Annotated in this window: 21 protein-coding genes; 5 read left to right on the top strand and 16 right to left on the bottom strand. The window is 72.5% G+C overall.

What is annotated here, in order from left to right; all coding sequences use genetic code 11:
- Positions 1 to 210 precede the first annotated feature (210 nt).
- Positions 211 to 2,133, top strand: a complete 1,923-nt coding sequence (locus tag G9272_RS04450; protein ID WP_171395310.1) for an N-acetylmuramoyl-L-alanine amidase — start codon at positions 211 to 213, stop codon at positions 2,131 to 2,133.
- Between the two features lie 7 nt (positions 2,134 to 2,140).
- On the opposite strand, the gene G9272_RS04455 is transcribed toward G9272_RS04450, so the two are convergent.
- From G9272_RS04455 to G9272_RS04480, 6 genes are all read right to left on the bottom strand, one after another.
- Entirely contained in the window at positions 2,141 to 2,638 is a 498-nt protein-coding gene (locus tag G9272_RS04455) for a hypothetical protein (RefSeq protein WP_062646030.1), read from the bottom strand.
- Positions 2,639 to 2,812: 174 nt separating this feature from the next.
- Positions 2,813 to 3,055 carry a DUF397 domain-containing protein gene (locus G9272_RS04460; RefSeq protein ID WP_020126126.1) on the bottom strand — a complete coding sequence of 81 codons (243 nt, stop codon included), beginning with the start codon at positions 3,053 to 3,055 and terminating at the stop codon, positions 2,813 to 2,815.
- A gap of 83 nt (positions 3,056 to 3,138) precedes the next feature.
- Positions 3,139 to 4,305 (bottom strand): thiolase domain-containing protein, encoded by a 1,167-nt coding sequence (locus G9272_RS04465; protein ID WP_171395311.1) that lies wholly within the window; start codon positions 4,303 to 4,305, stop codon positions 3,139 to 3,141.
- Complete coding sequence (locus tag G9272_RS04470; protein WP_171395312.1) at positions 4,302 to 5,351, bottom strand: thiolase domain-containing protein; 1,050 nt, start codon at positions 5,349 to 5,351, stop codon at positions 4,302 to 4,304. The genes G9272_RS04465 and G9272_RS04470 overlap by 4 nt, the downstream gene beginning before the upstream one ends.
- Entirely contained in the window at positions 5,348 to 6,289 is a 942-nt protein-coding gene (locus G9272_RS04475; protein ID WP_171395313.1) for a Zn-ribbon domain-containing OB-fold protein, read from the bottom strand. Before G9272_RS04475 ends, G9272_RS04470 begins: the two co-directional genes overlap by 4 nt.
- Positions 6,290 to 6,418: 129 nt before the next feature.
- Entirely contained in the window at positions 6,419 to 7,219 is an 801-nt protein-coding gene (locus G9272_RS04480; RefSeq protein WP_171395314.1) for a crotonase/enoyl-CoA hydratase family protein, read from the bottom strand.
- A gap of 174 nt (positions 7,220 to 7,393) precedes the next feature.
- Between G9272_RS04480 and G9272_RS04485 the strand changes: the two genes are divergently transcribed.
- A complete protein-coding gene (locus G9272_RS04485; RefSeq protein WP_171395315.1) occupies positions 7,394 to 8,998 on the top strand; it encodes an acyl-CoA synthetase in 1,605 nt (534 codons plus the stop codon).
- 26 nt (positions 8,999 to 9,024) lie between these two features.
- Here G9272_RS04485 and G9272_RS04490 read toward each other — a convergent pair whose 3' ends face one another.
- Entirely contained in the window at positions 9,025 to 10,533 is a 1,509-nt protein-coding gene (locus G9272_RS04490) for an esterase/lipase family protein (protein ID WP_171395316.1), read from the bottom strand.
- Positions 10,534 to 10,577: 44 nt separating this feature from the next.
- The gene (locus tag G9272_RS04495) at positions 10,578 to 11,447 is read right to left on the bottom strand and encodes an alpha/beta fold hydrolase (RefSeq protein WP_171395317.1); all 870 of its coding nucleotides are present in this window, start codon (positions 11,445 to 11,447) and stop codon (positions 10,578 to 10,580) included.
- Positions 11,448 to 11,646: 199 nt separating this feature from the next.
- Between G9272_RS04495 and paaK the strand changes: the two genes are divergently transcribed.
- Positions 11,647 to 12,942, top strand: a complete 1,296-nt coding sequence (gene paaK, locus G9272_RS04500) for a phenylacetate--CoA ligase PaaK (protein WP_171395318.1) — start codon at positions 11,647 to 11,649, stop codon at positions 12,940 to 12,942.
- Here paaK and G9272_RS04505 read toward each other — a convergent pair.
- The 4 genes from G9272_RS04505 to G9272_RS04520 form a co-directional block, all read right to left on the bottom strand.
- A complete protein-coding gene (locus G9272_RS04505) occupies positions 12,937 to 14,433 on the bottom strand; it encodes an acyl-CoA synthetase (RefSeq protein ID WP_171395319.1) in 1,497 nt (498 codons plus the stop codon). The genes paaK and G9272_RS04505 overlap by 6 nt on opposite strands.
- A gap of 124 nt (positions 14,434 to 14,557) precedes the next feature.
- On the bottom strand, positions 14,558 to 16,111 hold the full coding sequence (locus tag G9272_RS04510) for an acyl-CoA synthetase (RefSeq protein ID WP_171395320.1): 1,554 nt from the start codon (positions 16,109 to 16,111) through the stop codon (positions 14,558 to 14,560).
- Complete coding sequence (locus tag G9272_RS04515) at positions 16,108 to 17,217, bottom strand: NAD(P)H-dependent flavin oxidoreductase (protein ID WP_171395321.1); 1,110 nt, start codon at positions 17,215 to 17,217, stop codon at positions 16,108 to 16,110. The genes G9272_RS04510 and G9272_RS04515 overlap by 4 nt, the downstream gene beginning before the upstream one ends.
- A 69-nt stretch (positions 17,218 to 17,286) precedes the next feature.
- Positions 17,287 to 18,138 carry a helix-turn-helix transcriptional regulator gene (locus tag G9272_RS04520; RefSeq protein ID WP_171395322.1) on the bottom strand — a complete coding sequence of 284 codons (852 nt, stop codon included), beginning with the start codon at positions 18,136 to 18,138 and terminating at the stop codon, positions 17,287 to 17,289.
- Positions 18,139 to 18,192: 54 nt separating this feature from the next.
- Between G9272_RS04520 and G9272_RS04525 the strand changes: the two genes are divergently transcribed.
- Complete coding sequence (locus tag G9272_RS04525; RefSeq protein WP_216377876.1) at positions 18,193 to 19,026, top strand: SDR family NAD(P)-dependent oxidoreductase; 834 nt, start codon at positions 18,193 to 18,195, stop codon at positions 19,024 to 19,026.
- Positions 19,027 to 19,038: 12 nt separating this feature from the next.
- Here G9272_RS04525 and G9272_RS04530 read toward each other — a convergent pair whose 3' ends face one another.
- Both G9272_RS04530 and G9272_RS04535 read right to left on the bottom strand, forming a co-directional pair.
- Complete coding sequence (locus G9272_RS04530; RefSeq protein ID WP_171395324.1) at positions 19,039 to 20,637, bottom strand: phytoene desaturase family protein; 1,599 nt, start codon at positions 20,635 to 20,637, stop codon at positions 19,039 to 19,041.
- Positions 20,638 to 20,689: 52 nt separating this feature from the next.
- A complete protein-coding gene (locus G9272_RS04535) occupies positions 20,690 to 21,385 on the bottom strand; it encodes a class I SAM-dependent methyltransferase (RefSeq protein ID WP_171395325.1) in 696 nt (231 codons plus the stop codon).
- A gap of 60 nt (positions 21,386 to 21,445) precedes the next feature.
- On the opposite strand from G9272_RS04535, the gene G9272_RS04540 reads away from it, so the two are divergent.
- Positions 21,446 to 21,955, top strand: a complete 510-nt coding sequence (locus tag G9272_RS04540; protein ID WP_171395326.1) for an NUDIX hydrolase — start codon at positions 21,446 to 21,448, stop codon at positions 21,953 to 21,955.
- Positions 21,956 to 21,961: 6 nt separating this feature from the next.
- On the opposite strand, the gene G9272_RS04545 is transcribed toward G9272_RS04540, so the two are convergent.
- Both G9272_RS04545 and G9272_RS04550 read right to left on the bottom strand, forming a co-directional pair.
- The gene (locus G9272_RS04545; RefSeq protein ID WP_171395327.1) at positions 21,962 to 24,196 is read right to left on the bottom strand and encodes a serine/threonine-protein kinase; all 2,235 of its coding nucleotides are present in this window, start codon (positions 24,194 to 24,196) and stop codon (positions 21,962 to 21,964) included.
- Positions 24,197 to 24,254: 58 nt separating this feature from the next.
- Positions 24,255 to 25,100 carry an oxygenase MpaB family protein gene (locus G9272_RS04550; RefSeq protein WP_171395328.1) on the bottom strand — a complete coding sequence of 282 codons (846 nt, stop codon included), beginning with the start codon at positions 25,098 to 25,100 and terminating at the stop codon, positions 24,255 to 24,257.
- Positions 25,101 to 25,134: the final 34 nt, after the last annotated feature.

The following is a 25,134-nucleotide window of genomic DNA, read 5'->3' on the forward strand; positions in this document are numbered from 1 at the left end:
CGCGCCGCGGACCCCCGGGGTGCGTCAGCGGTGTCTTGACGAGGGAAATCTCCTGTCTGTGGGCATGATTGACGGGTTGTCGGAAAGCCGGTGACAGTTGGTTCCTGTCCGGCCCCGCATCGCCCCGCCCGCTCGTCCCAGGAGGCCGCATTGCGAAAACCCGTCACTCCCCCCGGACCTGGCAGACACACCCGTAGAGCCGCAGGCGCCATGGCGTCGGCGGCTCTGCTGCTCCCGTTGCTCGGCGCGGCCTCCCCGGCCGAGGCCACGGATCCCTCGACTTCCCGAGCTGCCGAAGCGACCAGCCTCCGGCGGGCCTTCGCCGCCGCGGCCGCCGAGTACCACGTGCCGCGGAGCCTGCTGCTGGGCGTCTCCTACCTCCAGTCCCGCTGGGACACGCACGGCGGAGCGCCCAGCGTGACCGGCGGCTACGGGCCGATGCACCTCACCGACGCCCGTACGGCGCTCGCCGAGGCCCCGCACCACAGCCAGGGCGCGGAGGACGCCCGCGGCGACTCCGCCCGCCCGGCCCGTGTCCCGGAGACGCGGCTCCCGGCCGGCGACGAGATCCCGGCCCGGCTGCGGACGCTGCCGAGGGCGGCGGAGCTGACCGGCCTCAGCGCCGAGGAGCTGCGCACGGACCCCGCGGCCAACATCGCGGGCGGCGCCGCGCTCCTCGCCGCCGCGCAGCGGAGCCTGGGCGAGCCGCTGAGCGCCGACCCGGCGGACTGGTACGGCGCGGTGGCGCGCTTCTCGGGCGCGGACGACAGCGCGACGGCCGCCACCTACGCCGACGACGTGTACGACGTGCTCCGCACCGGCGCGGAGCGCACCACGGACGCCGGTGGGCCGGTCGCCCTGGCCGCCGTGCCGGGTCTGGCCCCGCGGACCGCCCAGCTACGGGAGACCGGCCTGCGCACGGCCTCCACGACTGGCACCGAGTGCCCGACGACGGTGTCCTGCGAGTGGATCCCGGCGCCGTACGAACAGTTCGGCGACAACGACTACGGCAACCACGACCTCGGCGGTCGGCCTGTCGCGCCGAGCATCAAGTACATCGTCGTGCACGACACCGAGGGCGGCTGGGAGGGGGTGCTGAACATGGTCCAGGACCCCACCTATGTGTCCTGGAGCTACACCCTGCGCTCCACCGACGGGCATGTCGCCCAGCATGTGAAGGCCAAGGACGTGGCCTGGCACGCGGGCAACTGGTACGTCAACGCCAAGTCGATCGGCCTGGAGCACGAGGGCTTCCTCGCCCAGCCGGACTCCTGGTACACGGAGGCGATGTACCGGTCGTCGGCGCGGCTGGTGAAGTACCTGGCCGCGCGGTACGGCATCCCGCTGGACCGGCAGCACGTCCTGGGCCACGACAACGTGCCCGGGCCGACCACCGCGACCGTCTCCGGGATGCACACCGACCCGGGCCCCTACTGGGACTGGCGGCACTACTTCGAACTGCTGGACCGGCCCTTCGCGGCGACGGCCCGCAGGAGCGGCGGCGGTCTGGTGACGATCCGGCCGGACTACCTCGCCAACCAGCCGGTGTACACGGACTGCGTCACCAAGGGCCGGCCGTGCGCGGCCCATGGTTCCGGCGCGGTGCGGCTGTACTCCGACCACGACGAGAAGTCGGCCCTGATCAAGGACATCGGCCAGGGCTCGGCCCCGACCACGGGCGTGAACGACATCTCCTCGCGGGTGTCCACCGGCCAGCAGTACGCGGTCGCCGACCAGTGGGGTGACTGGACGGCGATCTGGTACCTGGGCCAGAAGGCGTGGTTCCACAACCCGAAGGACCAGCCGACGGCGGTACCCGCGGCGGGCCAGGTGATCACTCCGAAGGACGGCCGCGACAGCGTTCCGGTCTACGGCCGCGCCTACCCGGAGGCGTCGGCCTACCCGGCGGGCGTCCCGGCCCAGGCGGTGTCACCGCTGCCGTACACCCTGCCGAAGGGCCAGAAGTACGTCGTCGGTGACAAGGTGCCGGGCGAGTACTACTACGCGGTCACCTTCGCCACCGGCTCGCACCAGGTCGTGATCGGCGAGGACCAGTACTACGAGATCCAGTACGGCCACCGGGTGGCGTTCGTGCGGGCCGCGGACGTGAAGCTGGTGTCGTCCACGTCGTAGGCGCGCCTCAGCCCTGCTGGAACAGCTCCGCCGGGAGCGGTTTCAGCAGGGCGTACAGATCGTCGGTGATGGGGCGGTCCCAGGCGGCGATGGTCACCAGGACGTTGTCGCTGCGGTCGAACTGCACACAGGAGATCCGGCCCTCGGAGAGCTTGAGGCGGCGCACGATCAGGAGGTTGTCGCCCTGCATCACCGGCATGTCCTCGGTGCCGACGACGGTCACCTCCTCGTCGTTCTCCAGCGCGAGCAGGAGCTGGGCGACCTCGAAGGGGACCTCCCCCTCCTCCACCTCACGGGCCGGGGAGCCCTCGGGAAGATTGCCGATGATCATCGCGGGGCCACGACCGCCGAAGAGGTCGTAGCGCAGGAAGACGCCCTGGCAGCTGCCGTCGGGGGCGGGCAGCAGCCCGGCGCCCAGATTGCCGGGCCAGTCGCCCGGATCCATGGCCAGGACGTCGAAGTCGGGCCCGGCGGGAGTGGCGCTGCGGCGGCGGAGGAACGACATGCCGCCATGGTACGTGGACAGCGCCGTCCGGCGACCGCCGGGAGGGACGCGGTTCGTCGTCCCGGGGCCGTCACTCCCCGGGTGGTGGCGGCCGACGTCGCCTGCCCGCCCGGGCCCCGCCCGTCCCCCCGTCCGGGCAGGCTCCCGGTGCCGGCCGTCCGGCCGACCCCGGTCTCAGGTCAGGTCGAACTCCCCCTCCCGCGCCCCCGACACGAACGCGCCCCACTCGGCGGGCGTGAAGATCAGGGAAGGGCTCTGGGGGCTGCCACTGTTGCGCATCGCGATGAATCCCTCGACGAAGGCGATCTGGACATCCCCCCGCCCCCGGCTGCTGGACTGCCACTCGGCGTTGCTGAGGTCCAGCTCCGGCTTGTCCCAGCCCGTGAGCGGCTGCTGCTGGATGGTGCTCTCGGCCACGTCCGTGCTCCTCCCGGTTCGTCGTCCGCGGGCCAGCCTAGCGATCGGTTCCGGAGCCCGACAGAGCACGTGAGGGGGACCTTTCAGGACTCCGGTGGCCGCGCTCCCACGAGCCACATGGAGAAGAACTGCGAGCCACCGCCATAGGCGTGCCCGAGGACCTTCCCGGCCCGCTCCACCTGGTGCTCCCCGGCCTGGCCGCGCACCTGGAGCGCCGCCTCCGCGAAGCGGATCATGCCGGAGGCGCCGATGGGGTTGGTGGACAGGACACCGCCCGACATGTTGACGGGCAGGTCGCCGTCGAGCTCCGTCACCCCGGCCTCGGTCAGCTTCCAGCCCTCGCCCTCGTCGGCGAAGCCGAGGTTCTCCAGCCACATGGGCTCGTACCAGGAGAACGGTACGTACATCTCGACGGCGTCGATGTCCCGGCGCGGGTCGGTGACGCCGGCCTGCCGGTAGACGTCGGCGGCGCAGTCCTGGCCGGCCCGCGGCGACACGGCGTCCTTGCCGGCGAACAGGGTCGGTTCGCTGCGCATCGCGCCGCCGAGCATCCAGGCGGGCGGCCGGGGCGCACGGGCGGCTCCGGCCCGGTCGGTGAGGATCATCGCGCAGGCGCCGTCGGAGGAGGGGCAGGTCTCCGAGTAGCGGATCGGGTCCCAGAGCATGGGCGAGGCCTGGACCTTCTCCAGCGTGATGTCGTGCTCGTGGAGGTGGGCGTAGGGGTTCTTCAGCGCGTTGCGCCGGTCCTTGTACGCCACCAGTGAGCCGACGGTGTCGGGGGCGCCGCTGCGCCGCATGTAGGCCCGCACATGTGGCGCGAAGAATCCGCCGGCCCCGGCGAGCAGGGGCTGCTGGAAGGGGATCGGCAGGGAGAGGCCCCACATGGCGTTGGACTCGGACTGTTTCTCGAAGGCGAGGGTCAGCACGGTGCCGTGGACGCGGGCCGCGACGAGATTGGCGGCGACGAGGGCCGTGGACCCGCCGACGGACCCGGCCGTGTGCACCCGGAGCATCGGCTTGCCGACCGCGCCGAGCGCGTCGGCGAGGTAGAGCTCGGGCATCATGACGCCCTCGAAGAAGTCGGGGGCCTTGCCGATGACGACGGCGTCGATGTCGGCCCACGTCAACTCGGCGTCCTCGAGGGCGCGTAGGGCGGCCTCGCGGACGAGCCCCGCGATCGACACGTCCCGGCGGGCCGCGACGTGTTTGGTCTGGCCGATCCCGACGACGGCCACGGGCTCCTTGCTCATCGCGGTTCCCCTTCGAGTACGGCGACCAGGTTCTGCTGGAGACACGGGCCGGAGGTGGCGTGGGCGAGGGCGCGGTCGGACTCGCCCCGGTGGATACGGGCGGCGGCCTCGCCGACGCGGACGAGGCCGGCGGCCATCATCGGGTTGGCGGCGAGGGCACCGCCGGACAGGTTCACCCGCACGCTGTCGTCGAGCCGCAGCGCCTTGCGCAGGACGACCTCCTGCGAGCTGAACGGAGCGTGCAGCTCGGCGGTGTCGACGGGCCGTTCGAAGGCCCCGGCCCGTTCGGCGGCCAGGCGGGTGGAGGGCGAATCGGTCAGGTCGCGCACGCCGAGCGCGTGGGCCTCGATCCGGTGGTCGATGCCCCGGATCCAGGCGGGCCGGGAGCACAGCTCGCGGGCCCGCGCCCCGGCCGCGAGGATCACGGCGGCGGCGCCGTCGCCGACGGGCGGGCAGTCGCCGGTGCGCAGCGGCCGTACGACGTAATCCCCCTGGGGGAGCGAACCACGGAGCTGAGCACGGGAGTTGAGGGTCGCGACGCGGCGGCTGCGGACACCGATCGCGGCGAGGGCGCTCTCGTCGGTGTCGCCCGCGTCGATCAGGGCCTGCGCCTGGAGGGCGGCGAGGGCGACGGAGTCGGGCCACAGCGGGGCGACGTAGTACGGGTCGAGCTGACGGGTGAGCACGTCGCGCAGGGAGCCGGGCGAGGACTTGCCGTAGGAGTAGACGAGTGCGGTGTCGGCGTCGCCGGTGAGCAGCTTGGTCCACGCCTCGTACAGCGCCCAGGCGCCGTCCATCTCGACATGGGACTCCGAGATGGGCGGCCAGGCACCGACGCCGTCGAGCGCGAGGGTGAAGGAGAAGGCCCGGCCGGCGAGGTAGTCGCTGGAGCCGGAGCAGGTGAAGCCGATGTCGGCGGTCTTCAGGCCGGTCCGGTCCAGGACGCTGTGCAGGACCGGCATGAGCATCTCGACCTCGGAGAGCTCGTCGGTGGTGCGCAGGACGTCGGTCTGCGCGAAGGCCACCACCGCGATGTCCCGGGTCATAGCAGCTCCTTGTAGGCGTCGTAGTCCGCGTCGGGTTCGCCGGTCGGCCGGTAGTGGTCGGGGTAGCGGGCTCCGTCCGTCCACACGGGTTCGACGCGCAGACCCATGCGCACCTGGTCGTAGGGAATGCCGCCGATGCGGGCGTGCAGCGCGAGGTCGGCGCCGTCGAGGGCGATGTGGGCGTAGACGTAGGGCACCTCGATGTCGAGGTTCTTCGCCTTGATGTTGACGATGCAGAAGGTGGTGACGGTCCCGCGCGGTCCGACCTCGACCTGCTCGGCGGTCGGGACGCCGCAGGTGGGGCAGGCTCCGCGCGGCGGGACGTACACCTTGCGGCAGGACGGGCAGCGCTCGCCGACGGTCCTGCGGTCGACGAGGGAGTTGATGTAGGCGGTCTGGGCGCGGCCGGGCGAGTAGGTGTAGTCGAGCCGCGCGGCGGCGACGATGCCGCCGACCGGGTCAGCGAACTCGCCGGTGCTGCCCGTGAGTTCGGCCGGTTCGCCGTCGTACGGCTCGAAGCAGGCGATGTCGGTGATGGCGCCGGTGCGTTCCCCGGCCCAGCGGATCCGGACGCGCATTCCGGTGTGGACGGCGTCGGGGCCGGGGGCGTCGAGGGCGTGCAGGAGGGCGGTGTCGGCGCCGTCGAGGCGGACCAGGACCCAGGCGAAGGGGGTGGTGAGGGGCTGCCCGCGGCGGGGCGCGTGGTTCCAGGCCCAGGTGGTGACCGTGCCGGTGGAGCCGACCTCGACCAGGTCGCGCAGGTCGTCGGCGGTGACCGGGTCGTACTCGACGGGCGGGACGAGGGTGCGGCCGTCGGTGGTCGTCACCCCGAGAACGACCCGCTCACGCAGGCCTGTGAGAAAGGCACTCTGGACGGGCCCGAGAGACCGGGTGAACGGAAACTCGACAACAAGCGGAGCTTTGAGAACTTCGGGCATCGGGGCTGCCTCCTCGGGAAGCCGACGTCAAGGGGGGCGCCCCGCAAGGGGCGCGGGGAACTGCGCGACCAGCCATGACGGCCCCGCAGACCGCGAACGACATGCACCACCCGCTCACCCGGCGGAGCGTCACGCACGCTTGTAGACCGGCGCCCGCTTCTCCGTAAAGGCACGCGCGCCTTCCTTCGCGTCGTCGGTGTCGAAGACCGGCCAGCCCCGGGCGAGTTCCGCGGCGAGGCCATCGGTCTCGGTGAGATCGGCGGCCTCGTACACCGACGCCTTGACGGCTTCGACGGCCAACGGCCCGCAGGCGTTGACGCGTTCGGCGATCTCCAGGGCCCGCTCCAGGGCGGTGCCGTCGGGGACGACATGCCCGATCAGGCCGATGGCCGCGGCCTCCCGTGCGCTGTACGACCGGCCGGTGAGCAGCATCTCCAGAGCGTGGGTGCGCGGGATCTGGCGTGGCAGCCGGACCGTCGAGCCGCCGATCGGGAAGAGGCCGCGTTTCACCTCGAAGAGGCCGAAGGTGGCGGACTCGCCCGCGACGCGGATGTCGGTGCCCTGGAGCATCTCGGTGCCGCCCGCCACGCAGTACCCCTCGACGGCGGCGATCACCGGCTTGCGGGGGCGGTGGTGGCGGAGCATCGCCTTCCAGTGCAGGTCGGGGTCGGCCTTGAGCCGGTCGCGGTGCCGCTCGCCCTCCATGCCGCGGCCGGCCAGGGCCTTGAGGTCCATGCCGGCGCAGAAGGAACCGCCCGCGCCGGTGAAGACGATCGAGCGGACCGAGTCGTCCGCGTCGGCCTCGAGCCAGCCGTCGTACAGGCCGACGAGCATGGCGATCGAGAGCGCGTTCCTGGCCTCCGGTCTGTTGAGCGTGAGCACGAGTGTGGCGCCTTCGCGGCGCACGGTGAGGTGTTCGGTGCCGCCCATCGCAGGTCTCCCCTCGGAAAGAACGAGAACAGGTTGCAGGAGGCGTGATGGCACTTCAAGGGTTTTCTGACAGTCAGTCAGATTTATTGGCGCGAGCCCTTCCCACTTGCCGCCCCCTTTGCTCAGATGACCGACGAACCGTCGGAGAACCAGGCCCCCCGGTCAGGAGGAGCGGTGGAGTACAACCTTGCCGACCTGTTCGAGTCGGTCGTCGACGTGGCGGCGGACCGTGAGGCGCTCGTGTACGTCGACCACCCCGGCACGGGCGCGGAACGCCGTCTGACGTACGCGGAGCTGGACGCGGCGGCCAACCGCGTCGGCCACCACCTCCTCGACAGCGGGATCCGCCCCGGCGAGCACCTCGGCCTGCATCTGTACAACGGCGTCGAGTACCTCCAGACGGTGCTCGGCTGCCTCAAGGCGCGGATCGTGCCGGTCAACGTCAACTACCGCTATGTGGAGGAGGAGTTGGTCTACCTCTACCGGGACGCGGATCTGGTGGCGCTCGTCTTCGACGCGGAGTTCACGGACCGGGTGGCGGCGGCGCTGCCGCAGACGCCGGCGCTGCGGCACCTGATCCGGGTGGGCCCGCCGGGCGAGGGCATCACCTCCTTCACGGACGCCGAGGCGAGCGGCTCCCCCGCGCGCGGGTTCCCGGACCGCTCGGGCGACGACCAGTTCATCATCTACACCGGCGGCACGACAGGCCTGCCCAAGGGGGTGATGTGGCGTCAGGAGGATCTGTTCTTCTCGGGGCTGGGCGGCGGCTCACCCACCGGTGAACCGGTGAAGAAGCCGGAGGAGATCGCCGAGCGGGTCGCGGCCGGCGGTACGGGGATCACCTTCTTCCCCACCCCGCCGCTGATGCACGGCACCTCCACCCTCACCGCCTTCATCGGCTTCAATTTCGGTCAACGCGTCGTGATCCACCGCAAGTTCGTGCCCGAGGAAGTACTGAGGACGATCGAGAAGGAGAAGGTCACCAGCATCTCCCTGGTGGGCGACGCGATGCTGCGGCCGTTGATCGACGCGCTCGAAGGCCCCCTGAGGGGCACGGACTGTTCGTCGGTGTTCAGCGTGTCCTCGTCCGGCGCGATCATGTCGGACACGGTCCGCCGCCAGTTCCGGGCGCTGATGCCGAACGCGATGCTGCTGAACAACTTCGGCTCCTCGGAGTCCGGGTTCAACGGCACGGCGACGGAGGACTCGGGGCCCGAGCGCGGCTTCCGGGTCCGCGTCAACTCCCGTACACAGGTGGTCGATCCCGCCACCCACGAGCCGGTCGCCGCGGGCGAGGTCGGGCGGGTCGCCCAGCGCGGTCATGTGCCGCTCGGCTACTACAACGACCCGGCGAAGACGGCCGAGACCTTCTTCCGCAAGGACGGCGAACGCTGGGTGCTGCTCGGCGACATGGCGACCGTCGACGAGGAGGGCGTGGTCGTGGTCCTCGGGCGCGGCTCGCAGTGCATCAACACCGGGGGCGAGAAGGTGTACCCCGAGGAGGTCGAACAGGCGCTGAAGTCTCATCCGGACGTGTACGACGCCCTGGTGGCCGGGGTGCCGGACCCGACGTGGGGCAACCATGTGGCGGCGGTCGTGCAGGTGCGCAGCGGCGCCGCGCGGCCCTCGCTGGACGACATCCAGCGTCATTGCCGCTCCCGGCTCGCCGGCTACAAGATCCCGCGTCAGCTGGTGGTCGCGGAGTCCATCCGCCGCTCGCCGAGCGGGAAGGCGGACTACCGGTGGGCGCGCGAGGTGGCGGTCGCCGAGGACCGCTGACCCGGCGGGGCGTCAGCTGCGGGGCGTCAGCCCCAGGGCGTGACCGTCAGCCGGATGCTGGCCCCCTCCCCCAGGATCGGCGCCGCCGTCGCGGGGAGGGGGATGTGGGCCAGCCAGACGCCGCTGCGGGGGTCTTCGTCGCCGCACGGCGTGCCGGTGGGCCGGTGCTCCCAGATGGCGCCGGGGAGGTCCGAGTTCCAGACGGCCCAGACACCAGGGCCCGGCTCGGCGGAGCCGACGTCGACGACGAGGATGTCGGCGAAGTCCGCGGTCTGTTCGAGGTGGTCGGTGAAGCGCAGGATTCCGTCCCGCTCCCGCAGGGACAGGATCCGCAGGTGCAGCGCGTAGCGCAGCGTGGGGGTCTCCGGGGGCCGGGGCGCCTTGCTGTTGAGGAACGTCGTCGCCAGCGGGACGGGCTCGGCGGCCGTGCCGTCGCCGTGCGGCTCCGGCAGCTGGATCGGGCACCAGTGGGCGGACAGCTGTTCGTGCATCACGCTGGGCAGCCCGCGCACGGCCAGCCGCACCTCGGCCTGCCAGCTGGTGCCGCGGCTCTCGCGGGGCAGCCGGAGGCCGACCAGTTCGGCCTGGACCCGCAGGTCGCCGAAGAGGAAGCGCTGGAGGTTCTGGTAGCCCTCCTCGGAGTTGACGAGTCCGTAGCGCCCGCTGTGACTGCGGTGGACGAACGCCCGGTGCGCGTGGGGCACCTGGGCGTTGTCGATCTGCACCAGCCCGTCGCTGCGGGCGCCGACGGCACGCGCGGACAAGCCGTGGGCGACGTCGTAGTCGGTGGGATCCGTGCCCACCAGGCAGAAGACCCGGTGCGGCGGGAATCCGCCCTCGGGAATCTCCCGCGGGTCCCAGTTCTCCGGCGGGCCGTCGTCCTCCCGCAGGGAGTCGGGCGTGAGGTACTCGTACATGCGCCGGGGGGCGAAGACGTCGGCGCCACTGATGCCGGTGGCGGCCATCAGCCGCTCGACGAGACCGAACCCGACATCGAAGGCGATGCCTCCGTGCGGGGTGCCGTAGGTGAAGAACCTGTCCACGTGGTCCGCCGGGTCCTCACCCAGCTCGGGGAGGATCTTCTGGACCAGACAGCGGCAGACGAGGCCGCCCATGGAGTGGGCCACGAGGTGGACCCGCGGCGCGCCGCTCTTCTCCTTGAGCCTCCTGACGAGGCGGAGCAGATCCTCGGCCGCGTCCTCGAGGCGGAACTTCCTGGGGCTCGTGCTCCAGGTGCTCGCCGAGGCGTCGTAGAAGCGGTGGATCCAGATGCTGTCGGACGGGATCTCGTCGTGCGTGTCCAGGTACGTCTCCTGGCCGCCCTGCACCAGGATCCGGTACCCCTCGTCGAGATGCAGCCGCAGCAACGGGCTCTCGAACTGGTGGAACGCCGGCTTGTCGTCCGGTCCGACGCGCACATGCGTCGATCCCTCGTTGAAGCCGTAGAAGGGGTCCTGGACGACGTTGTTGATTCCCGAGGTGTCGCCCGCGAATCCCCTCACGTACACGATGGGGAGCTTCGGCTGGTCGGGCATGGCCCACTCCGCGGCTCGAGTTCGCTGGTGGAGGCACACTCAGTTTAGGCGGGCGGCACCGAACCGGCGACCGGTGTGCCGGCGAGGAAGGCGGCGGCGCGTCCGGCGAACCACTCCGGGTCGTCCAGCCACGGGTAGTGGCCGGCACCTGGCTGTACGGCGAACTCGGCGTTCGGGAAGGCGTCGGCGAGGAGCCGGGCGAGTTCGGGGCGCGGCCCGCCGTCCACCTCTCCGGCGAGCACCAGTACCGGGGCGGCCAGGTCCGCGAGGGCGGCCCGCAGGGCGGGCGGGTCGAAGGCCTCCGGGTCCAGGAACGCCTTCTCCGCCTCGGAGTTGGTCTGCTCGTCCGCGGCGGCGTCGTGGGCGCGGGCGGCTGCGTCCCACCGGCCGTGGAAGAAGGCGCCGACGACCTCCCAGTCGGGATCGTCCCCGCCCGCGAGCCACGCCTCGAACGCCGGGTACGCCGCTGCGAACCAGGGTTCGTCCGTGCGCAGCCGAGCCGCCGTCAGCCGGTCCTCGGCCGTGGCCGGCCGACCCAGGGCCCACGGCGTGGCGGTGATCAGCGCGAGCCGCGACACCCGGTGCGGGTACCTGGCCGCGTACAGCAGCGCGAGGCTGCCGCCCGCGGAGTGGGCGAGCACGTCGATCCGCTCATGTCCCAGATGGACGCGCAGCGCCTCGACGTCGTCCACCTGCCGGTCGCAGCGGTACGTCGCCGGGTCCGCCGGGACGGCGGAGTCGCCGGTGCCGCGCAGGTCGAGGAGGACAAGGCGGCGGTGGGCGGCGAGACCGCCCAGGTCGCCGAGGTAGGCGGAGGCGCGCATGGGGCCGCCGGGCAGTACGACGAGCGGCTCGCCCTCGCCCCGTACGTGGTAGGCGAGCTCGGTCCCGTCCGGGGCGGTGAAGGTCGGCATGCCCCGATCCTCGACGCGGGCCGGACCGGTCCGCAACGGAGTTCTCCGGGCGAAAGTCACGGCCGCCCTCTTGCCTGCGGCCGGCCGGCCTGGATTACTGATCCCGAGGAAGATCTACCGAATGATCGGTCGTCCGTATTGGCATGGTTCGAAGGCCGTGCCGGCATGGTTCGACGAGGGTGACGAGGGAGAGAGTCCGATGGCGGATGCGAGGAACCTGCTGGACGAGGGCGAGCGCCTCGACGCGGATGCCCTGCGCGCTCTGCAATTGGAGCGGCTGCGGGCCTCGCTGCGCCACGCGTACGCCAACGTGCCCTTCTACCGCGAGTCCTTCGACAAGGCGGGCGTCCACCCCGACGACTGCCGCGGCCTCGGCGACCTGTCCCGCTTCCCCTTCACCACCAAGGCCGACCTGCGCGAGCACTACCCGTACGGGATGTTCGCCGTCCCCCGGGACCGGGTCCGCCGCATCCACGCCTCCAGCGGCACCACCGGCCGCCCCACGATCGTCGGCTACACGGAGGCCGACCTGTCCCTGTGGGCGGACCTGGTGGCCCGTTCGATCCGCGCGGCGGGCGGCCGGCCCGGGGACACGGTCCATGTGGCCTACGGCTACGGCCTGTTCACCGGTGGCCTCGGCGCCCACTACGGCGCCGAACGCCTCGGCTGTACGGTGATCCCCGCGTCCGGCGGCATGACGTCCCGTCAGGTGCAGCTGATCCAGGACCTCGAGCCCCGGATCATCATGGTGACCCCCTCCTACATGCTCACGCTGCTCGACGAGTTCGAACGCCAGGGTGTCGACCCGCGCTCCACCTCACTGCGCGTGGGTGTGTTCGGCGCCGAGCCGTGGACGGAACGGATGCGTCAGGAGATCGAGGGCCGGTTCGCGATCGACGCCGTCGACATATACGGGCTGTCGGAGGTGATCGGCCCCGGGGTCGCGCAGGAGTGCGTGGAGACGAAGGACGGCCTGCACATCTGGGAGGACCACTTCTATCCCGAGATCGTCGACCCGATCACCGGCGAGGTCCTGCCGGAGGGCGAGGAGGGCGAGCTGGTCTTCACCTCGCTCACCAAGGAGGCGATGCCGGTCGTCCGTTACCGCACCCGGGACCTGACCCGGCTGCTGCCGGGCACGGCACGCGTCTTCCGGCGGATGCGGAAGGTGACCGGGCGCAGCGACGACATGGTCATCCTGCGCGGGGTGAACCTCTTCCCCACCCAGATCGAGGAGATCGTGCTGCGCACCCCGGGCGTGGCACCCCACTTCCAGCTCCGGCTGACCCGCGAGGGCCGCCTCGACGCCCTCACGGTCCGCGCGGAGGCCCGCCCCGACGCGACCCCCGAGGACCGCGACACGGCCGCGCACACCATCGCGGCGGCCGTGAAGGACGGGATCGGTGTTTCGGTCGCCGTCGAGATCGTCGACCCGGAGTCGCTGGAACGGTCGGTGGGCAAGATCAGACGGATCGCGGACCTGCGGGAGTCATGACGCGAACCGTTCGCGCAGCTCCCGCTTGAGGATCTTGCCGCTGGCGTTGCGCGGCAGTTCCTCCACGAACAGCACCCGCTTCGGCGCCTTGAAGTGAGGAAGGTTCTCGCGGGCGTGGGCGACGAGTTCCTCCTCGGTGACCTCGCCGCGCGGGACGACCACGGCCGTGATCACCTCGATCCACTTCTCGTCGGGCAGGCCGATCACGGCGGCCTCGGCGACGGCGTCGTGGGTGTACAGCGCGTCCTCGACCTGGCGGGAAGCGACCAGTACCCCACCGGAGTTGATGACGTCCTTCACCCGGTCGACGATCGTGAAGTAGCCGTGGGCGTCGCGCACGGCGAGGTCGCCGGAGTGGAACCAGCCGTCGCGGAAGGCGGCGGCGGTCTCCTCCGGCTTGTCCCAGTAGCCCTCGCACAACTGCGGGGACCGGTAGACGATTTCGCCGGCCGTGCCGTCGGGCACGTCCTTGCCGTTCTCGTCGACGACCCGGGCGTCCACGAACAGGACCTGGCGCCCGCAGGAGTCCAGCCGGCCCTTGTGCTCGTCGGGGGCGAGGACGGTGGCGAGCGGACCGATCTCGCTCTGCCCGAAGCAGTTGTAGAAACCCAACTTGGGGAGACGTTCCCGCAGCCGCTCCAGCACGGGCACCGGCATGATCGACGCCCCGTAGTACGCCTTGCGCAGCCCGCTCAGGTCGCGGGTGCCGAAGTCGGGGCGGTTGGCCAGGCCGATCCAGACGGTCGGCGGGGCGAAGAGGCTGTCGACGCGGTCCGCCTCGATCAGGTCGAAGAGAAGGTCGCCGTCGGGCGCGTCCAGGACGATGTTCGTCGCGCCGACCGCGAGGTACGGCAGCAGGAACACGTGCAGCTGCGCCGAGTGGTACAGCGGGAGCGAGTGCGCGGGGCGGTCGCCGGCGCTGAGGTCGAGGGCGGTGATCGCGCTCAGGTACTCGTGCACCAGGGCGCGGTGGGTCATCATCGCGCCCTTGGGCAGCGCCGTGGTGCCCGAGGTGTAGAGCAGCTGCACCAGGTCCTCGGAGCGCGGCTCGGGACCGTCGTACGCGGGAGTCGCGGGCAGCCGGGCGAGGAGTGAGTCGTCCGCGTCCCGCAGTGCCAGCGTCCGGGTGCCGGCGGGGAGCCGGCCGGCCAGGTCCGGGTCGGTGAGGACCAGCGCGCTGCCCGACTGGCGGACGATGTACGCCAGGTCCTCGCCGGTCAGGTTCTGGTTGACGGGGACGTGCACCAGGCCCGCGCGGGCGCAGGCGAGGAACGCGATGAGGTAGGCGTCGGAGTTGTGGCCGTAGGCGCCGACCCGGTCGCCGGGGGCGAGACCCTCGCCGAGCAGGACACTCGCCGCGCGCGAGACGGCCTCGTCGAGTTCCTCGTAGGTCCAGGTGCGGTCGCGGTACTCCACCGCGACGCGTGCCGGGGTGCGGCGGGCGCTGCGCCGCAGCACCCCGTCGACCGTGCTGCCATGTCCGGGCGTCATGACTCATGATCCTCGGGCGGCGGCCGGGGCGGGTCAAGTCGCCGGCGGCCCGGGATGCCGGTCGGGCCGTCGTGGTGGCGCCCCTCCGGTGAAGGGGCGCCACCCGTGTCGCCCGGGGCCCCGCTCACACGGGACGCGTCCGTCCCTCCCAGTACGGCTCCCGGAGCCGCCGCTTGTAGAGCTTGCCGTTGGGGTCGCGGGGCATCTCGGTGATGAAGTCGATGCTCCTGGGGCGCTTGTAGCCGGCCAGCCGTTCGGCGCAGTGGTCGAGGAGGGCGGCCGCGAGGTCGGGTCCGGGTACGCGGCCGGGGGCCGGTTCGACCACGGCCTTCACCTGCTCGCCCCAGTCGTCGTGCGGGATGCCGAAGGCGGCGGCGTCGGCGACGGCGGGGTGGGCGAGCAGCGCGGACTCGATCTCGGCGGGGTAGATGTTGACGCCGCCCGAGATGATCAGGTCGATCTTGCGGTCGCGGAGGAAGAGGTAGCCGTCCTCGTCGAGCACGCCGAGGTCGCCGACGGTGAAGAAGTCGCCGATGCGGTTCTTCCTCGTCTTGTCGTCGTCCTTGTGGTAGGCGAAGCCACCGGTCGTCATCTTCATGTAGACCGTGCCGAGTTCGCCGGGCGGCAGGCGGTTGCCGTCGTCGTCGAAGATCGCCAGTTCGCTGATGGGCCAGGCCCTGCCGACCGTGCCGGGCTTCTTCAGCCAGTCCTCGGCCGTGGCGAAGGCGCCGCCGCCCTCGCTGGCCGCGTAGTACTCCTCCACGCAGGTGCCCCACCAGTCGATCATCGCCCGCTTCACATGGTCGGGGCAGGGCGCGGCACCGTGGATGGCGTGCCGCATGGACGACACGTCGTAGCGCGCCCGGACGTCCGCCGGGAGGGCCAGCAGCCGGTGGAACTGGGTCGGGACCATATGGGTGTGGGTGCACCGGTGGGTGTCGATGAGACGGAGCATCTCCTCGGGCGTCCACTTGTCCATCAGGACCAGTGGGTGGCCGATGTGCAGGGACGCGCCCGCGAACTGGAGCACCGCCGTGTGGTAGAGCGGCGAGCAGACGAGATGCACGTTGTCGTCGAACGGCCGGACGCCGAAGATGCCGAGGAATCCGCCGAGGTACGCCTCCTCTGGCAGCTTGCCGGGCAGCGGGCGCCGGATGCCGCGTGGGCGGCCCGTCGTGCCCGAGGTGTAGTTCATGACCCAGCCGAGGGTGCGGTCGGCGGGCGGCGACTCCGGTTGTCCGTCGAGGAGTTCGGCGTACGGCCGGAAGCCCTCGACCTCGCCGACGGCGTACCGGTGGGTGGCGGGGAGACCGGCCTCGTCGGCGGCCCGGCGCGCCTGGTCGGCGAACCGCTCGTGGGCGAGGAGGACCTTGGCGCCGGAGTCGGAGACGATCCAGGCGATCTCGGGGCCCACCAGGTGGTGGTTGACGGGGACGAGGTAGAAGCCGGCCTGGGTGGCGGCGAGATGGGCGGTGAAGAACTCGGCCGAGTTGGGCAGGACGACGGCGAAGGCGTCACCGCGCTCCAGACCGGCGGCGCGCAGTCCGTGCACGAGCCGGTTGGCGGCGGCGTGCAGGCGTCCGGCGCTCCATTCCGCTCCGTCCGGCGCGATCAGGACCGTGCGGTCGGGATCCTGGGCCGCCTGGGCCCAGAAGCCCGCGGGGGGTGTGCTGGTCATGTGCCGCTCCTTCCGGCGATGCGGTTGACGCGGTCCACGGCCCGCTCGAAGCCGCGGGTGAGGTCGTCGAAGACGGCCTGGACGCTGCGGACGTCGTTCATCCGGCCGACGATCTGGCCGACGGGCGTGCCGAGCAGGGGGTCGACCTCGTACTTCTGGATGCGCGAGACGGCCTCGGCGACGAGCAGGCCTTGGAGCGGCATGGGAAGGGTGCCGGGCCCGTCGTCGGCGTCCCAGGCGTCGGTCCATTCGGTACGCAGCTGGCGTGCGGGTTTCCCGGTGAGGGCGCGGGAGCGGACCGTGTCGCCGGAGCCGGCCGCGAGGAGTTTGCGGGTGAGGGCGGACGAGTGGAGGTCGGCCTCGGCGGTGGTCAGCCAGACCGATCCGAGCCACACGCCCTGGGCGCCCAGCGCGAGGGCGGCGGCGACCTGCTGTCCGCTGCCGATGCCGCCGGCAGCGAGGACCGGCAGCGGGTCGACGGCCTCGACGACCTCGGGGGTGAGCACCATGGAGGCGATCTCGCCGGTGTGGCCGCCCGCCTCGTAGCCCTGGGCGACGACGATGTCGATGCCGCCGTCCTGGTGTTTGCGGGCGTGCCGGGCGCTCCCGGCGAGGGCGGCGACGAGCACGCCCTGTTCGTGGGCGCGGGCGACGATGTCGGCGGGCGGGGAGCCGAGGGCGTTGGCCAGCAGCCGGATCGGGTAGTCGAAGGCGACGTCGAGCTGGCTGCGGGCGACCTGTTCCATCCAGCCGGTGATCCGCCATCCGGACGCCTCGCCCTCGGCCAGTTCGGGCACCCCGTACTTGGCGAGGGTCTCCCGCACGAACTGCCGGTGCGCGGCGGGGATCATCGCCTCGACGTCCGCCTCCGTGACGCCTTCGACCTTCTTCGCGGGCATGACGACGTCGAGTCCGTACGGCTTGCCGTCGACGTGCGCCTCGATCCAGTCGAGGTCGCGTTTGAGGTCGTCGGGCGCGGTGTAGCGGACCGCGCCGAGCACGCCGAAGCCGCCGGCGCGGCTGATGGCCGCGGCGACGGCGGGGAACGGCGTGAAGCCGAAGACGGCGTGCTCGACTCCCAGTTGATTGCTCAGCTCCGTCTGCATGGGCGCAGGATGCCGCAGCCGGTGCGACGACGGAAGCCTCTTTCTGATACTCCGTCAGATTTGCTGTCCTCAGCCGGGCACGGTCATCCGCTGGGTGCCCACGACCGACAGCAGCCGCAGCGCCTCCTCGGACGGCGAGCCCGGGGCGGCCGTGTAGATGACCACCCGCTGGTCCCGGTCGGTGATGTCCAGGACATCGCAGTTCACGGTGACGAGTCCGACGAGGGGGTGGTCGAAGGTCTTGCACAGCGTGGGCCGCGCGGCCACGTCGTGGGCCGCCCACAACGCGGCGAACTCGGCGCTGCCGGCGAGGAGTTCGTCGATCAGCGCGGTCAGTTCGGGGTCGCCCGGGTAGCGGGCGGCGGCGCCGCGCAGGTGCTGGGCCGCGGTCCGGGCGAACTCGTCGGCGTCGGACACGCTGTACAGCCTCGTACCGCCGCGCCAGGGCTCCAGGAAGGCCCGCCGGACGAGGTTGCGGTCCCGCCGCGGCAGGGCGGAGAAGTCCTCCATGAGGGCGGCGGCCAGAGCGTTCCAGGCGATGACCTCATAGGTCGCCGACATGACGATCGCCGCCGCCTGCGGCAGCCGGTGCAGCAGGTCGACGATGCTCTGCCGCACCTCGCGCGAGGGGCCGGGCGGGGGTCCGGGCGGTGTGCCCGCGAGGTGGTGGAGGTGGTCGCGCTCGGCGTCCGACAGCCGCAGGGCGCGGGCTATCTGGGCCAGCACCTCGCGGGACGGGTGCGGGGCGCGGGCCTGCTCCAGGCGGGTGTAGTACTCGGTCGAGATGAACGCCAGCTGGGCCACCTCCTCGCGGCGCAGCCCCGGGGTGCGCCGGCGCGAGCCGGCGGGCAGCCCCACGTCGGCAGGGGTGATGCGCTCGCGTCGGCCGCGCAGGAAGGCGGCCAGTTCTCGTCGGTCCACGTCCCCAGTGTGCGCGGACCACCGTGCGCCCAGCCAGGTACCGGCTGTGCCTGGATGGGCGGCGCGGCCGGGCGCAGGCTCGTCGGCATGACCCACAACACAACGACCAGCACTTCTTCCCACCCGGCCTCGGGCCTGCTCGCCGACAAGGTCGCCTTCGTCAGCGGCGCCGGTCGCGGCATCGGCGCCGCCGCGGCACGGCTGTTCGCCCGGGAAGGCGCCCGGGTACTCCTCGCGGCCCGCACGGAGACCCAGCTCAAGGCGGTGACCGAGGAGATCCGGGCGGCCGGCGGCACCGCGGAGTACGTGCGCTGCGACGTGGCCGAACCGGCGAGCGTCCGCGCCGCCGTCGACCGGACCGTGGAGCTGTACGGCAGGCTCGACGTCGCCTTCAACAACGCGGCGACCATCCAGCAGCCCGGCCCCATGGACCAGCTGCCGGAGACCGACTTCGACCACGTGCTCGCCGTCAACCTCAAGGGACCCTGGCTCGCGATGCAGGCGCAGATCGCCGCGATCCGCGCCACCTCCGGGACCGGCGCCATCGTGAACACCTCCAGCGTCGGCAGCCTGATGGCCAACCCGGCGCTGCCCGTGTACGGCGCGGCGAAGCGGGCGCTGAACAGCCTCACCGCGTCGGCCGCCGCCACCTACGGCCCCGAGGGCATCCGCGTCAACGCGATCGCGCCCGGTACGACGCTGACGGAGATGATCGACGCCTGGGAGGCGGACACCCCCGGTATCGTCGATCACCTCAACGCCCTGACCCCGCTGGGCCGCGCCGCCGCCCCGGACGAGGTCGCCCAGGCCGCGGCCTGGCTGCTGAGCGACCGGGCGTCCTACGTCACGGGCACGGTCCTGCGGGTCGACGGCGGCATGCGGGCCTGACCCGGGAGCCCCTCAGCCGCCGGCCGGCTGCTCCAGGACCGCCATCGCCGCGTTGTGTCCCGGCACCCCGCTGACCCCTCCCCCGCGCACCGCGCCCGCGCCGCACAGCAGCACGTTGGCGTGCCGGGTCTCCACGCCCCAGCGGCCGGCCCCCTCCTGGGCGTACGGCCAGGCCAGGTCGCGGTGGAAGATGTTGCCGCCGGGCAGCCCGAGGTCGCGTTCCAGGTCCAGCGGGGTCCTCGCCTCGATACAGGGGCGGCCGTCGGCGTCGGTGGCCAGGCAGTCGGCGAGCGGCTCGGCGAGGTGGGCCTCGAGCTGGGCGAGGGTCGCCCTCAGGAGCTCCTCGCGCACGGCGTCGTTGTCTTGCTCGAAGAGCCGGGCGGGTGTGTGCAGACCGAACAGGGTCAGCGTCTGGTAGCCCCGCGCCACGAGATCCGGCCCCAGGATGGTGGGGTCGGTCAGGGAGTGGCAGTAGATCTCGGAGGGCGGGGCGGCGGGCAGTTCACCGGCGGCCGCCTGGGCGTGGGCGGCGGCGAGCTGCTCGTAGCCCTCGGCGATGTGGAAGGTGCCGGCGAACGCCTCACGCGGGTCGACGGAGCTGTCCCGCAGCCTGGGCAGGCGCTTGAGCAGCATGTTCACCTTGAGCTGGGCGCCCTCGGCGGGGGTGGGCGGCTCGTCGCCGGTGAGGGCCGCGAGCGCCTGCGGGGAGGCGTTCACCAGGACGTGCCGGGCGGTGGCGACGCCCTCGCCGTCGGCGGTGCGATAGGTGACCTCCGCCGTACGGCCGTCCGCGTCGATGCGTACGGCCTCGTGCCCGGTGGCCAGGACGGCGCCCGCCTCCCGGGCGGCGGTGGCGAGGGCGTCGGTCAGGGCGCCCATCCCGCCCACGGGTACGTCCCAGGCGCCGGTGCCGCCGCCGATCACGTGGTAGAGGAAGCAGCGGTTCTGCTTCAGGGAGGGGTCGTGGGCGTCGGCGAAGGTCCCGATGAGGGCGTCCGTCAGGACCACACCCCGCACCAGGTCGTCCGTGAAGCGCTGCTCGACGGCGACGCCGACGGGCTCCTCGAACAGGGTCCGCCAGGCCTCCTCGTCGTCGACGCGACGGCGCAGTTCGTCCCGGGTGGGCAGCGGTTCGGTGAGGGTGGGGAAGACCCGCCGGGCGAGGCGCCCGGTCATGCCGTAGAAGCGCTCCCAGGCCGCGTATTCGCGCTCGCCGCCGGTCAGCCGTGCGAACGCCTCCCGGGTGCGTTCCTCGCCGCCGCCGACGAGCAGTCCGGTGGGCTGCCCGCCGCGCTCCACGGGGGTGTACGAGGAGATGGTGCGGCCCTGGACCCGGAAGTCCAGCCCCAGGTCCCGCACGATCTTCTGCGGCAGCAGGCTGACCAGGTACGAGTAGCGGGACAGCCGGGCGTCCACGCCGGTGAACGGGCGGGTGGAGACGGCGGCGCCGCCGGTGTGGTCGAGCCGTTCCAGGACCAGCACGGACCGGCCGGCCCGGGCCAGATAGGCGGCGGCGACCAGGCCGTTGTGGCCGCCTCCGACGATGACGACGTCATGGGCGCGGTGTCCCCGGTGATCGTCGTGTCCCTCGTGTCCCTCGTGTTCAGGCATGGTTCTTCGTAACACGAGCCGATCAAGGTCGGCCAGGGGTGGTCACGGCCGCTCACGGCCGGCGCAGCCGGACCGCCAGGAAGGTCGGCGTGCGGTGTGTCTTGTCGTACCTGCGGGAATCGACCGCCCGCGCCTCCTCCGTGGCCCGCGGCTCCACCAGCCGCTCCAGGACGTACCCGGCCCGCAGCAGTTCCCCGAGGAAGGTCTCCAGCGTCATCCGCCGGTAGCTGAGGGCGTGCCCGTTGCCGAAGGGCAGGGTGACCCGGTCCTCCGTGAAATAGGAGCCTCCGCAGTACTGCCAGTCGCCGGTGGGGTGGGTGGTGGACACGAGCAGGGTGCCGCCCGGCCGCAGCACGCGCCGGATCTCGGCGAGCAGCCGCTCCCGGTCCTCGACGTGGTGATAGACCAGCGCCAGCACCGCCAGGTCGAAGACCCCGTCCGCCAGAAAGGTGAGCGGCTCCTCCAGGTCGTGGTGGTGCAGGTCGGCCCGGTCGCCGAGCCGCTCCCGCGCCACGCGCAGCAGGCTCTCGCTGCCGTCCACGCCGACGACCGTCGCCGCGCCCCGCTCCAGCAGCTCGGCGGCGTAGTGCCCCGCCCCGCAGCCGAGGTCCAGCACCCGCAGCCCGCCGACGTCACCCGCGAGCCCCAGCATGGCCGGACGGTCGGTGTAGCTGTTGTAGACGCTCCTCGTGACCTGGGCGGCGAACTCCTCGCCCATCTCTCCGTGATACGCGGTCTCGGCTCCCATACGATCATGATGGCCTCAAGTGCGCCGCACCGCGCCCGTGTTGGACCCGAGGGGGAACGCATGACCACCGAGCCCGAGCCCGGACCCGAGCCCCGCGGGACAGCCGCGCCCGTCCCGCGGCCGCCCGTACGGCAGACGGTCCTCAACGTCGTCGGCGTGCACCTCCATCTGGAGCGCGACGGCAAAATCCTGCTCGGCCTGCGCCACCCCGACTCGCCCTTCGCGCCCCTGCACCACCACTTCCTGGCCGGTCACTGCGAGCAGGAGTCCGCCGTCGCCTGTCTGATCCGCGAGGCCCGGGAGGAGGCCGGCCTGGAGATCGCGGCGGCGGACGTCCAACTGGCTCATGTCGTCCATGTCGTCGACTCGCCCGGCGGCCGACCGCGTATCCAGCTCGTCTTCCGCGCCGCGCGGTGGCGGGGCGAGCCGCGGCTGCTGGAGCCGGACAAGTGTCTCGGCTGGAACTGGTGGCCCCTGGACGCGCTGCCGGAGCCGATGGTCGGGTACGCGCGGGCGGCGGTCGCCGGGATCCGCGCCGGGCGGCTGTACACGGAGCTGGGCTGGGCCTGAGGAGACCTACGCTCCGCCGGCCGCCCGCTGCTGCTGGAGCACCGCCACCCTCCGGTACAGCTCGACCGCTTCCTGGCCCCGGCCGAGCCGCTCCAGGCAGTGGGCCTCGTCGTTGCGGCCGGCGAGCGTGTCGGGGTGGTCGGCGCCCAGCACGTGCTCGCGGGCCGCGGCCACCCGCCGGTACTCGGTCAGGGCGTCGGTCCAGCGGCCCAGCCAGCCCAGGCCGACGGCGACCTCCCGGCGGCTGACCAGCGTGTCGGGGTGGTCGGCGCCGAGCACGCGCTCACGGATGGCGCACACGTCCCGGGACTCGGCGAGAGCCTCCTCCCAGCGGCCCAGCCGGCCGAGATTGACGCCGAGACCGTGGCGGGCCCGCAGGGTCTCGGGGTGCGCGGGGCCGTGGATGCGGGTGCGGTCGTCCACAAGGTCGCGGTAGAGCTGGAGCGCCTCCGCGCTGCGCCCGAGGCGGCCGAGGCTTATGCCGGTCTCGTAGCGGGCGGCGAGGGTGTCGGGGTGGTCGGGACCGAGGGCCTGCGCGCGGGCCGCGGCGACCTCGCGGTAGGTCTGGAGAGCCTCCGGCCAGCGGCCCAACTGACCTAGCGCGTAGGCGACTTCGTAGCGGGTGACCAGCGTGTCCGGATGGGCGGAGCCCAGGACGCGGGCGCGGGCGACGGCCACCTCGCTCGCCATCCGGTAGGACTCCTCCAGACGGCCGAGCCTGCTGAGGTTGAAGGCGAGGTTGTGGCGGCAGCGCAGGGTGTCGGGGTGGTCGGCGCCCGCCGTGCGCACCCGGGCGGCGAGGACCGAGCTGTACACCTGGTGGGCGTCGAAGTGACGGCCCAGCCGGCCGAGCACGTAGGCCATCTCCTGCCGGGTGGCGAGCGTGTCGGCGTGGTCGGCGCCGAGCACCCGGGTACGTGCGGCGGCCACGTGCTGGTACTCGCGCAGCGCGTCGGCGGCGCGGCCGGTGCGGCTCAGGGTGAAGGCGACCTCGTAGCGGCTGGCGAGCGTCTCGGGGTGGTCCGCGCCGAGCAGGTGCGCGCGTTCGGCGGCGACGGCGCGGTGCACCTCCCCGGCCTCCGCCCAGCGGCCGAGCCGCCCCAGGCTGAGGCCGGCGCTGTGCCGTCCGGCGAGCGCGGTGAGCGCCTGCGGGGACGGCGTGTCCGGGGCAGGCGGGGCGGGGACCGCGCCGAGCGCCGGCCGGGGGATCCACTCGCCGGTCAGGGCCGCCCCGGCGTCCGGCGGCGTGACCCGCAGTCCGGCGCCGGTGGCCTTGTGACCGGTGGTCATGCCCTGCGTCCAGGACGGCAGCCGCGACTCGCGGCCGGCGGGCTCGGACGGCCGCGGTTCGGGCCGGGGCGTCACCAGGGTCGGCACGTACCCGGGCGGCGTGGTGCGGCCTGCGGCGATGCGCCGGACGATGTCCCGGGCATCCTGGGGACGCTGGTCGGGCCGTTTCGCCAGCAGGTCCAGGATGATCCGGTCGAGGTGGTCGGGCAGGTCGGGGCGGAGTTCGCGCGGCGGCCGGGGCGGGGTGTCCCGGTGGCCGACGAGGATCGCCCAGGGGTCCTCCAGGTCGAACGGCGGGGCCCCGGTGGCGATCTCGTACAGCACGCAGCCCAGCGAGTAGAGGTCGCTGCGCCGGTCGACCTCCTCCCCGCCGATCTGCTCCGGCGACATGTAGTGCGGGGTGCCCATGGCGATGCCGGTGCCGGTGAGACGGGAGGTGAACCCGATGTCGTGGCCGAGGCGGGCGATGCCGAAGTCGCAGATCTTCACCGTGCCGTCGGCGAGCCGCACGATGTTCGCGGGTTTCAGGTCGCGGTGCACGATGCCCTGCCGGTGCGTGTAGGCGAGGGCCGCGGCGACCTGGTCGGCGATCTCCACGACGTCGGAGACGGGCAGCGGCCGGCGCTCGTTGTCGTCCAGCAACTGGCACAGGTTGCTGCCGTCGAGCAGCTCCATGACCAGGAAGAGGACACCGTCGCTGTCGCCGAAGTCGTGGACGACCGTCACCCCGCGGTGCTGGAGCGCGGCCGCGACGCGGCCCTCACGCCGGAACCGTTCCCGCAGGACGCGCCCGGAGGACGGGTCGTGGTGCGGGGCGATCGGTTTGAGGCACTTCACGGCCACCTGCCGACCGAGGGACTCGTCACGGGCCCGCCACACCTCGCCCATGCCACCGCGCCCGATCCGGTCCAGCAGCCGGTACCGGCCCTGGATCAGCCTGCTCTCCGCCATAGTGTGCCGCCGCCCCCGTTGCTTTCCGGCCCTCCCCTGGCTGGTCCAGTATGGCGGCCTATCGCCCGACTTTGAACGGGGCCGGGCGAGCTTCGGGGCCGAGCCTCGCCATGGCCCGCAGGACGTGTTCGGGCGGGAGTTGCCACCGCAGACGTGCGGGAACGCAGCGCAGCAAGGTACCCATGGCACGCAACTCCCTGGTGACGGTGGCGGGTTCCGGGGCCCGTCTGCCGTACAGCTGATGGGCGTACGGCGGCAGGGAGGCGTACGCCAGGTGCGCCACCCGCCGCCACAGCAGGGCGCGCGCCGGGACGAGCAGGGGGTGGACGGGCGGCCGCCGCAGGAAGTCGTCCACCTCGTGCGCCTCCGACCCGGCGGCGAGTTCGGGGCGCAGCTTCTCGAAGTACGCGTCCATTGCGGTCCGGTCGGCGGGTACCGCGTCGGGGTCGAGCCCCACCAGTCGGGCGCTGACGCGGTGTTCCGCGAGGTAGCGGTCGGCGGCGGCGTCGGTCAGGGGACAGCCGGAGCGGCGCAGGACGTGCAGGTAGGAGTCGATCTCGGCGCAGTGCACCCACAGCAGCAGCGCGGGTTCGTCGACGCCGTACCGCTCCCCCGTGTCCGGATCGGTCGCGGACAGCATGCGATGGATCTTGCGGACCCGGGCGCCGGCCTTCTCGGCGGCCTCGGCGGTGCCGTACGTCGTGGTCCCGACGAAGTCGGCGGTGCGCATCAGCCGGCTCCAGGCGTCGCGCCGGAAGTCGGAGTTCTGCATGACCCCGCGCACGGCACGCGGGTGGAGCGCCTGGAGGTAGAGCGCACGGACCCCGGCGACCCACATCATCGGATCACCGTGGAGCTGCCAGGTCACGCTCGTGGGGCCGAACAGCCCCGGGTCGGCCTTCATACCGGCAGTATGACCACGAGTTCGGGTTCGTCGC

This window comes from Streptomyces asoensis, assembly GCF_013085465.1.
In the GTDB taxonomy this organism is placed as follows: domain Bacteria; phylum Actinomycetota; class Actinomycetes; order Streptomycetales; family Streptomycetaceae; genus Streptomyces; species Streptomyces cacaoi_A.

Excerpts from the sequence above, each read along its gene's own strand:
- G9272_RS04450 (WP_171395310.1), top strand. The coding sequence starts at position 211 with ATGGCGTCGGCGGCTCTGCTGCTCCCGTTGCTCGGCGCGGCCTCCCCG.
- G9272_RS04455 (WP_062646030.1), bottom strand. The coding sequence starts at position 2,638 with ATGTCGTTCCTCCGCCGCCGCAGCGCCACTCCCGCCGGGCCCGACTTC.
- G9272_RS04465 (WP_171395311.1), bottom strand. The coding sequence starts at position 4,305 with ATGAGCAAGGAGCCCGTGGCCGTCGTCGGGATCGGCCAGACCAAACAC.
- G9272_RS04470 (WP_171395312.1), bottom strand. The coding sequence starts at position 5,351 with ATGACCCGGGACATCGCGGTGGTGGCCTTCGCGCAGACCGACGTCCTG.
- G9272_RS04475 (WP_171395313.1), bottom strand. The coding sequence starts at position 6,289 with ATGCCCGAAGTTCTCAAAGCTCCGCTTGTTGTCGAGTTTCCGTTCACC.
- G9272_RS04480 (WP_171395314.1), bottom strand. The coding sequence starts at position 7,219 with ATGGGCGGCACCGAACACCTCACCGTGCGCCGCGAAGGCGCCACACTC.
- G9272_RS04490 (WP_171395316.1), bottom strand. The coding sequence starts at position 10,533 with ATGCCCGACCAGCCGAAGCTCCCCATCGTGTACGTGAGGGGATTCGCG.
- G9272_RS04495 (WP_171395317.1), bottom strand. The coding sequence starts at position 11,447 with ATGCCGACCTTCACCGCCCCGGACGGGACCGAGCTCGCCTACCACGTA.
- paaK (WP_171395318.1), top strand. The coding sequence starts at position 11,647 with ATGGCGGATGCGAGGAACCTGCTGGACGAGGGCGAGCGCCTCGACGCG.
- G9272_RS04505 (WP_171395319.1), bottom strand. The coding sequence starts at position 14,433 with ATGACGCCCGGACATGGCAGCACGGTCGACGGGGTGCTGCGGCGCAGC.
- G9272_RS04510 (WP_171395320.1), bottom strand. The coding sequence starts at position 16,111 with ATGACCAGCACACCCCCCGCGGGCTTCTGGGCCCAGGCGGCCCAGGAT.
- G9272_RS04515 (WP_171395321.1), bottom strand. The coding sequence starts at position 17,217 with ATGCAGACGGAGCTGAGCAATCAACTGGGAGTCGAGCACGCCGTCTTC.
- G9272_RS04525 (WP_216377876.1), top strand. The coding sequence starts at position 18,193 with ATGGGCGGCGCGGCCGGGCGCAGGCTCGTCGGCATGACCCACAACACA.
- G9272_RS04530 (WP_171395324.1), bottom strand. The coding sequence starts at position 20,637 with ATGCCTGAACACGAGGGACACGAGGGACACGACGATCACCGGGGACAC.
- G9272_RS04535 (WP_171395325.1), bottom strand. The coding sequence starts at position 21,385 with ATGGGAGCCGAGACCGCGTATCACGGAGAGATGGGCGAGGAGTTCGCC.
- G9272_RS04540 (WP_171395326.1), top strand. The coding sequence starts at position 21,446 with ATGACCACCGAGCCCGAGCCCGGACCCGAGCCCCGCGGGACAGCCGCG.
- G9272_RS04545 (WP_171395327.1), bottom strand. The coding sequence starts at position 24,196 with ATGGCGGAGAGCAGGCTGATCCAGGGCCGGTACCGGCTGCTGGACCGG.
- G9272_RS04550 (WP_171395328.1), bottom strand. The coding sequence starts at position 25,100 with ATGAAGGCCGACCCGGGGCTGTTCGGCCCCACGAGCGTGACCTGGCAG.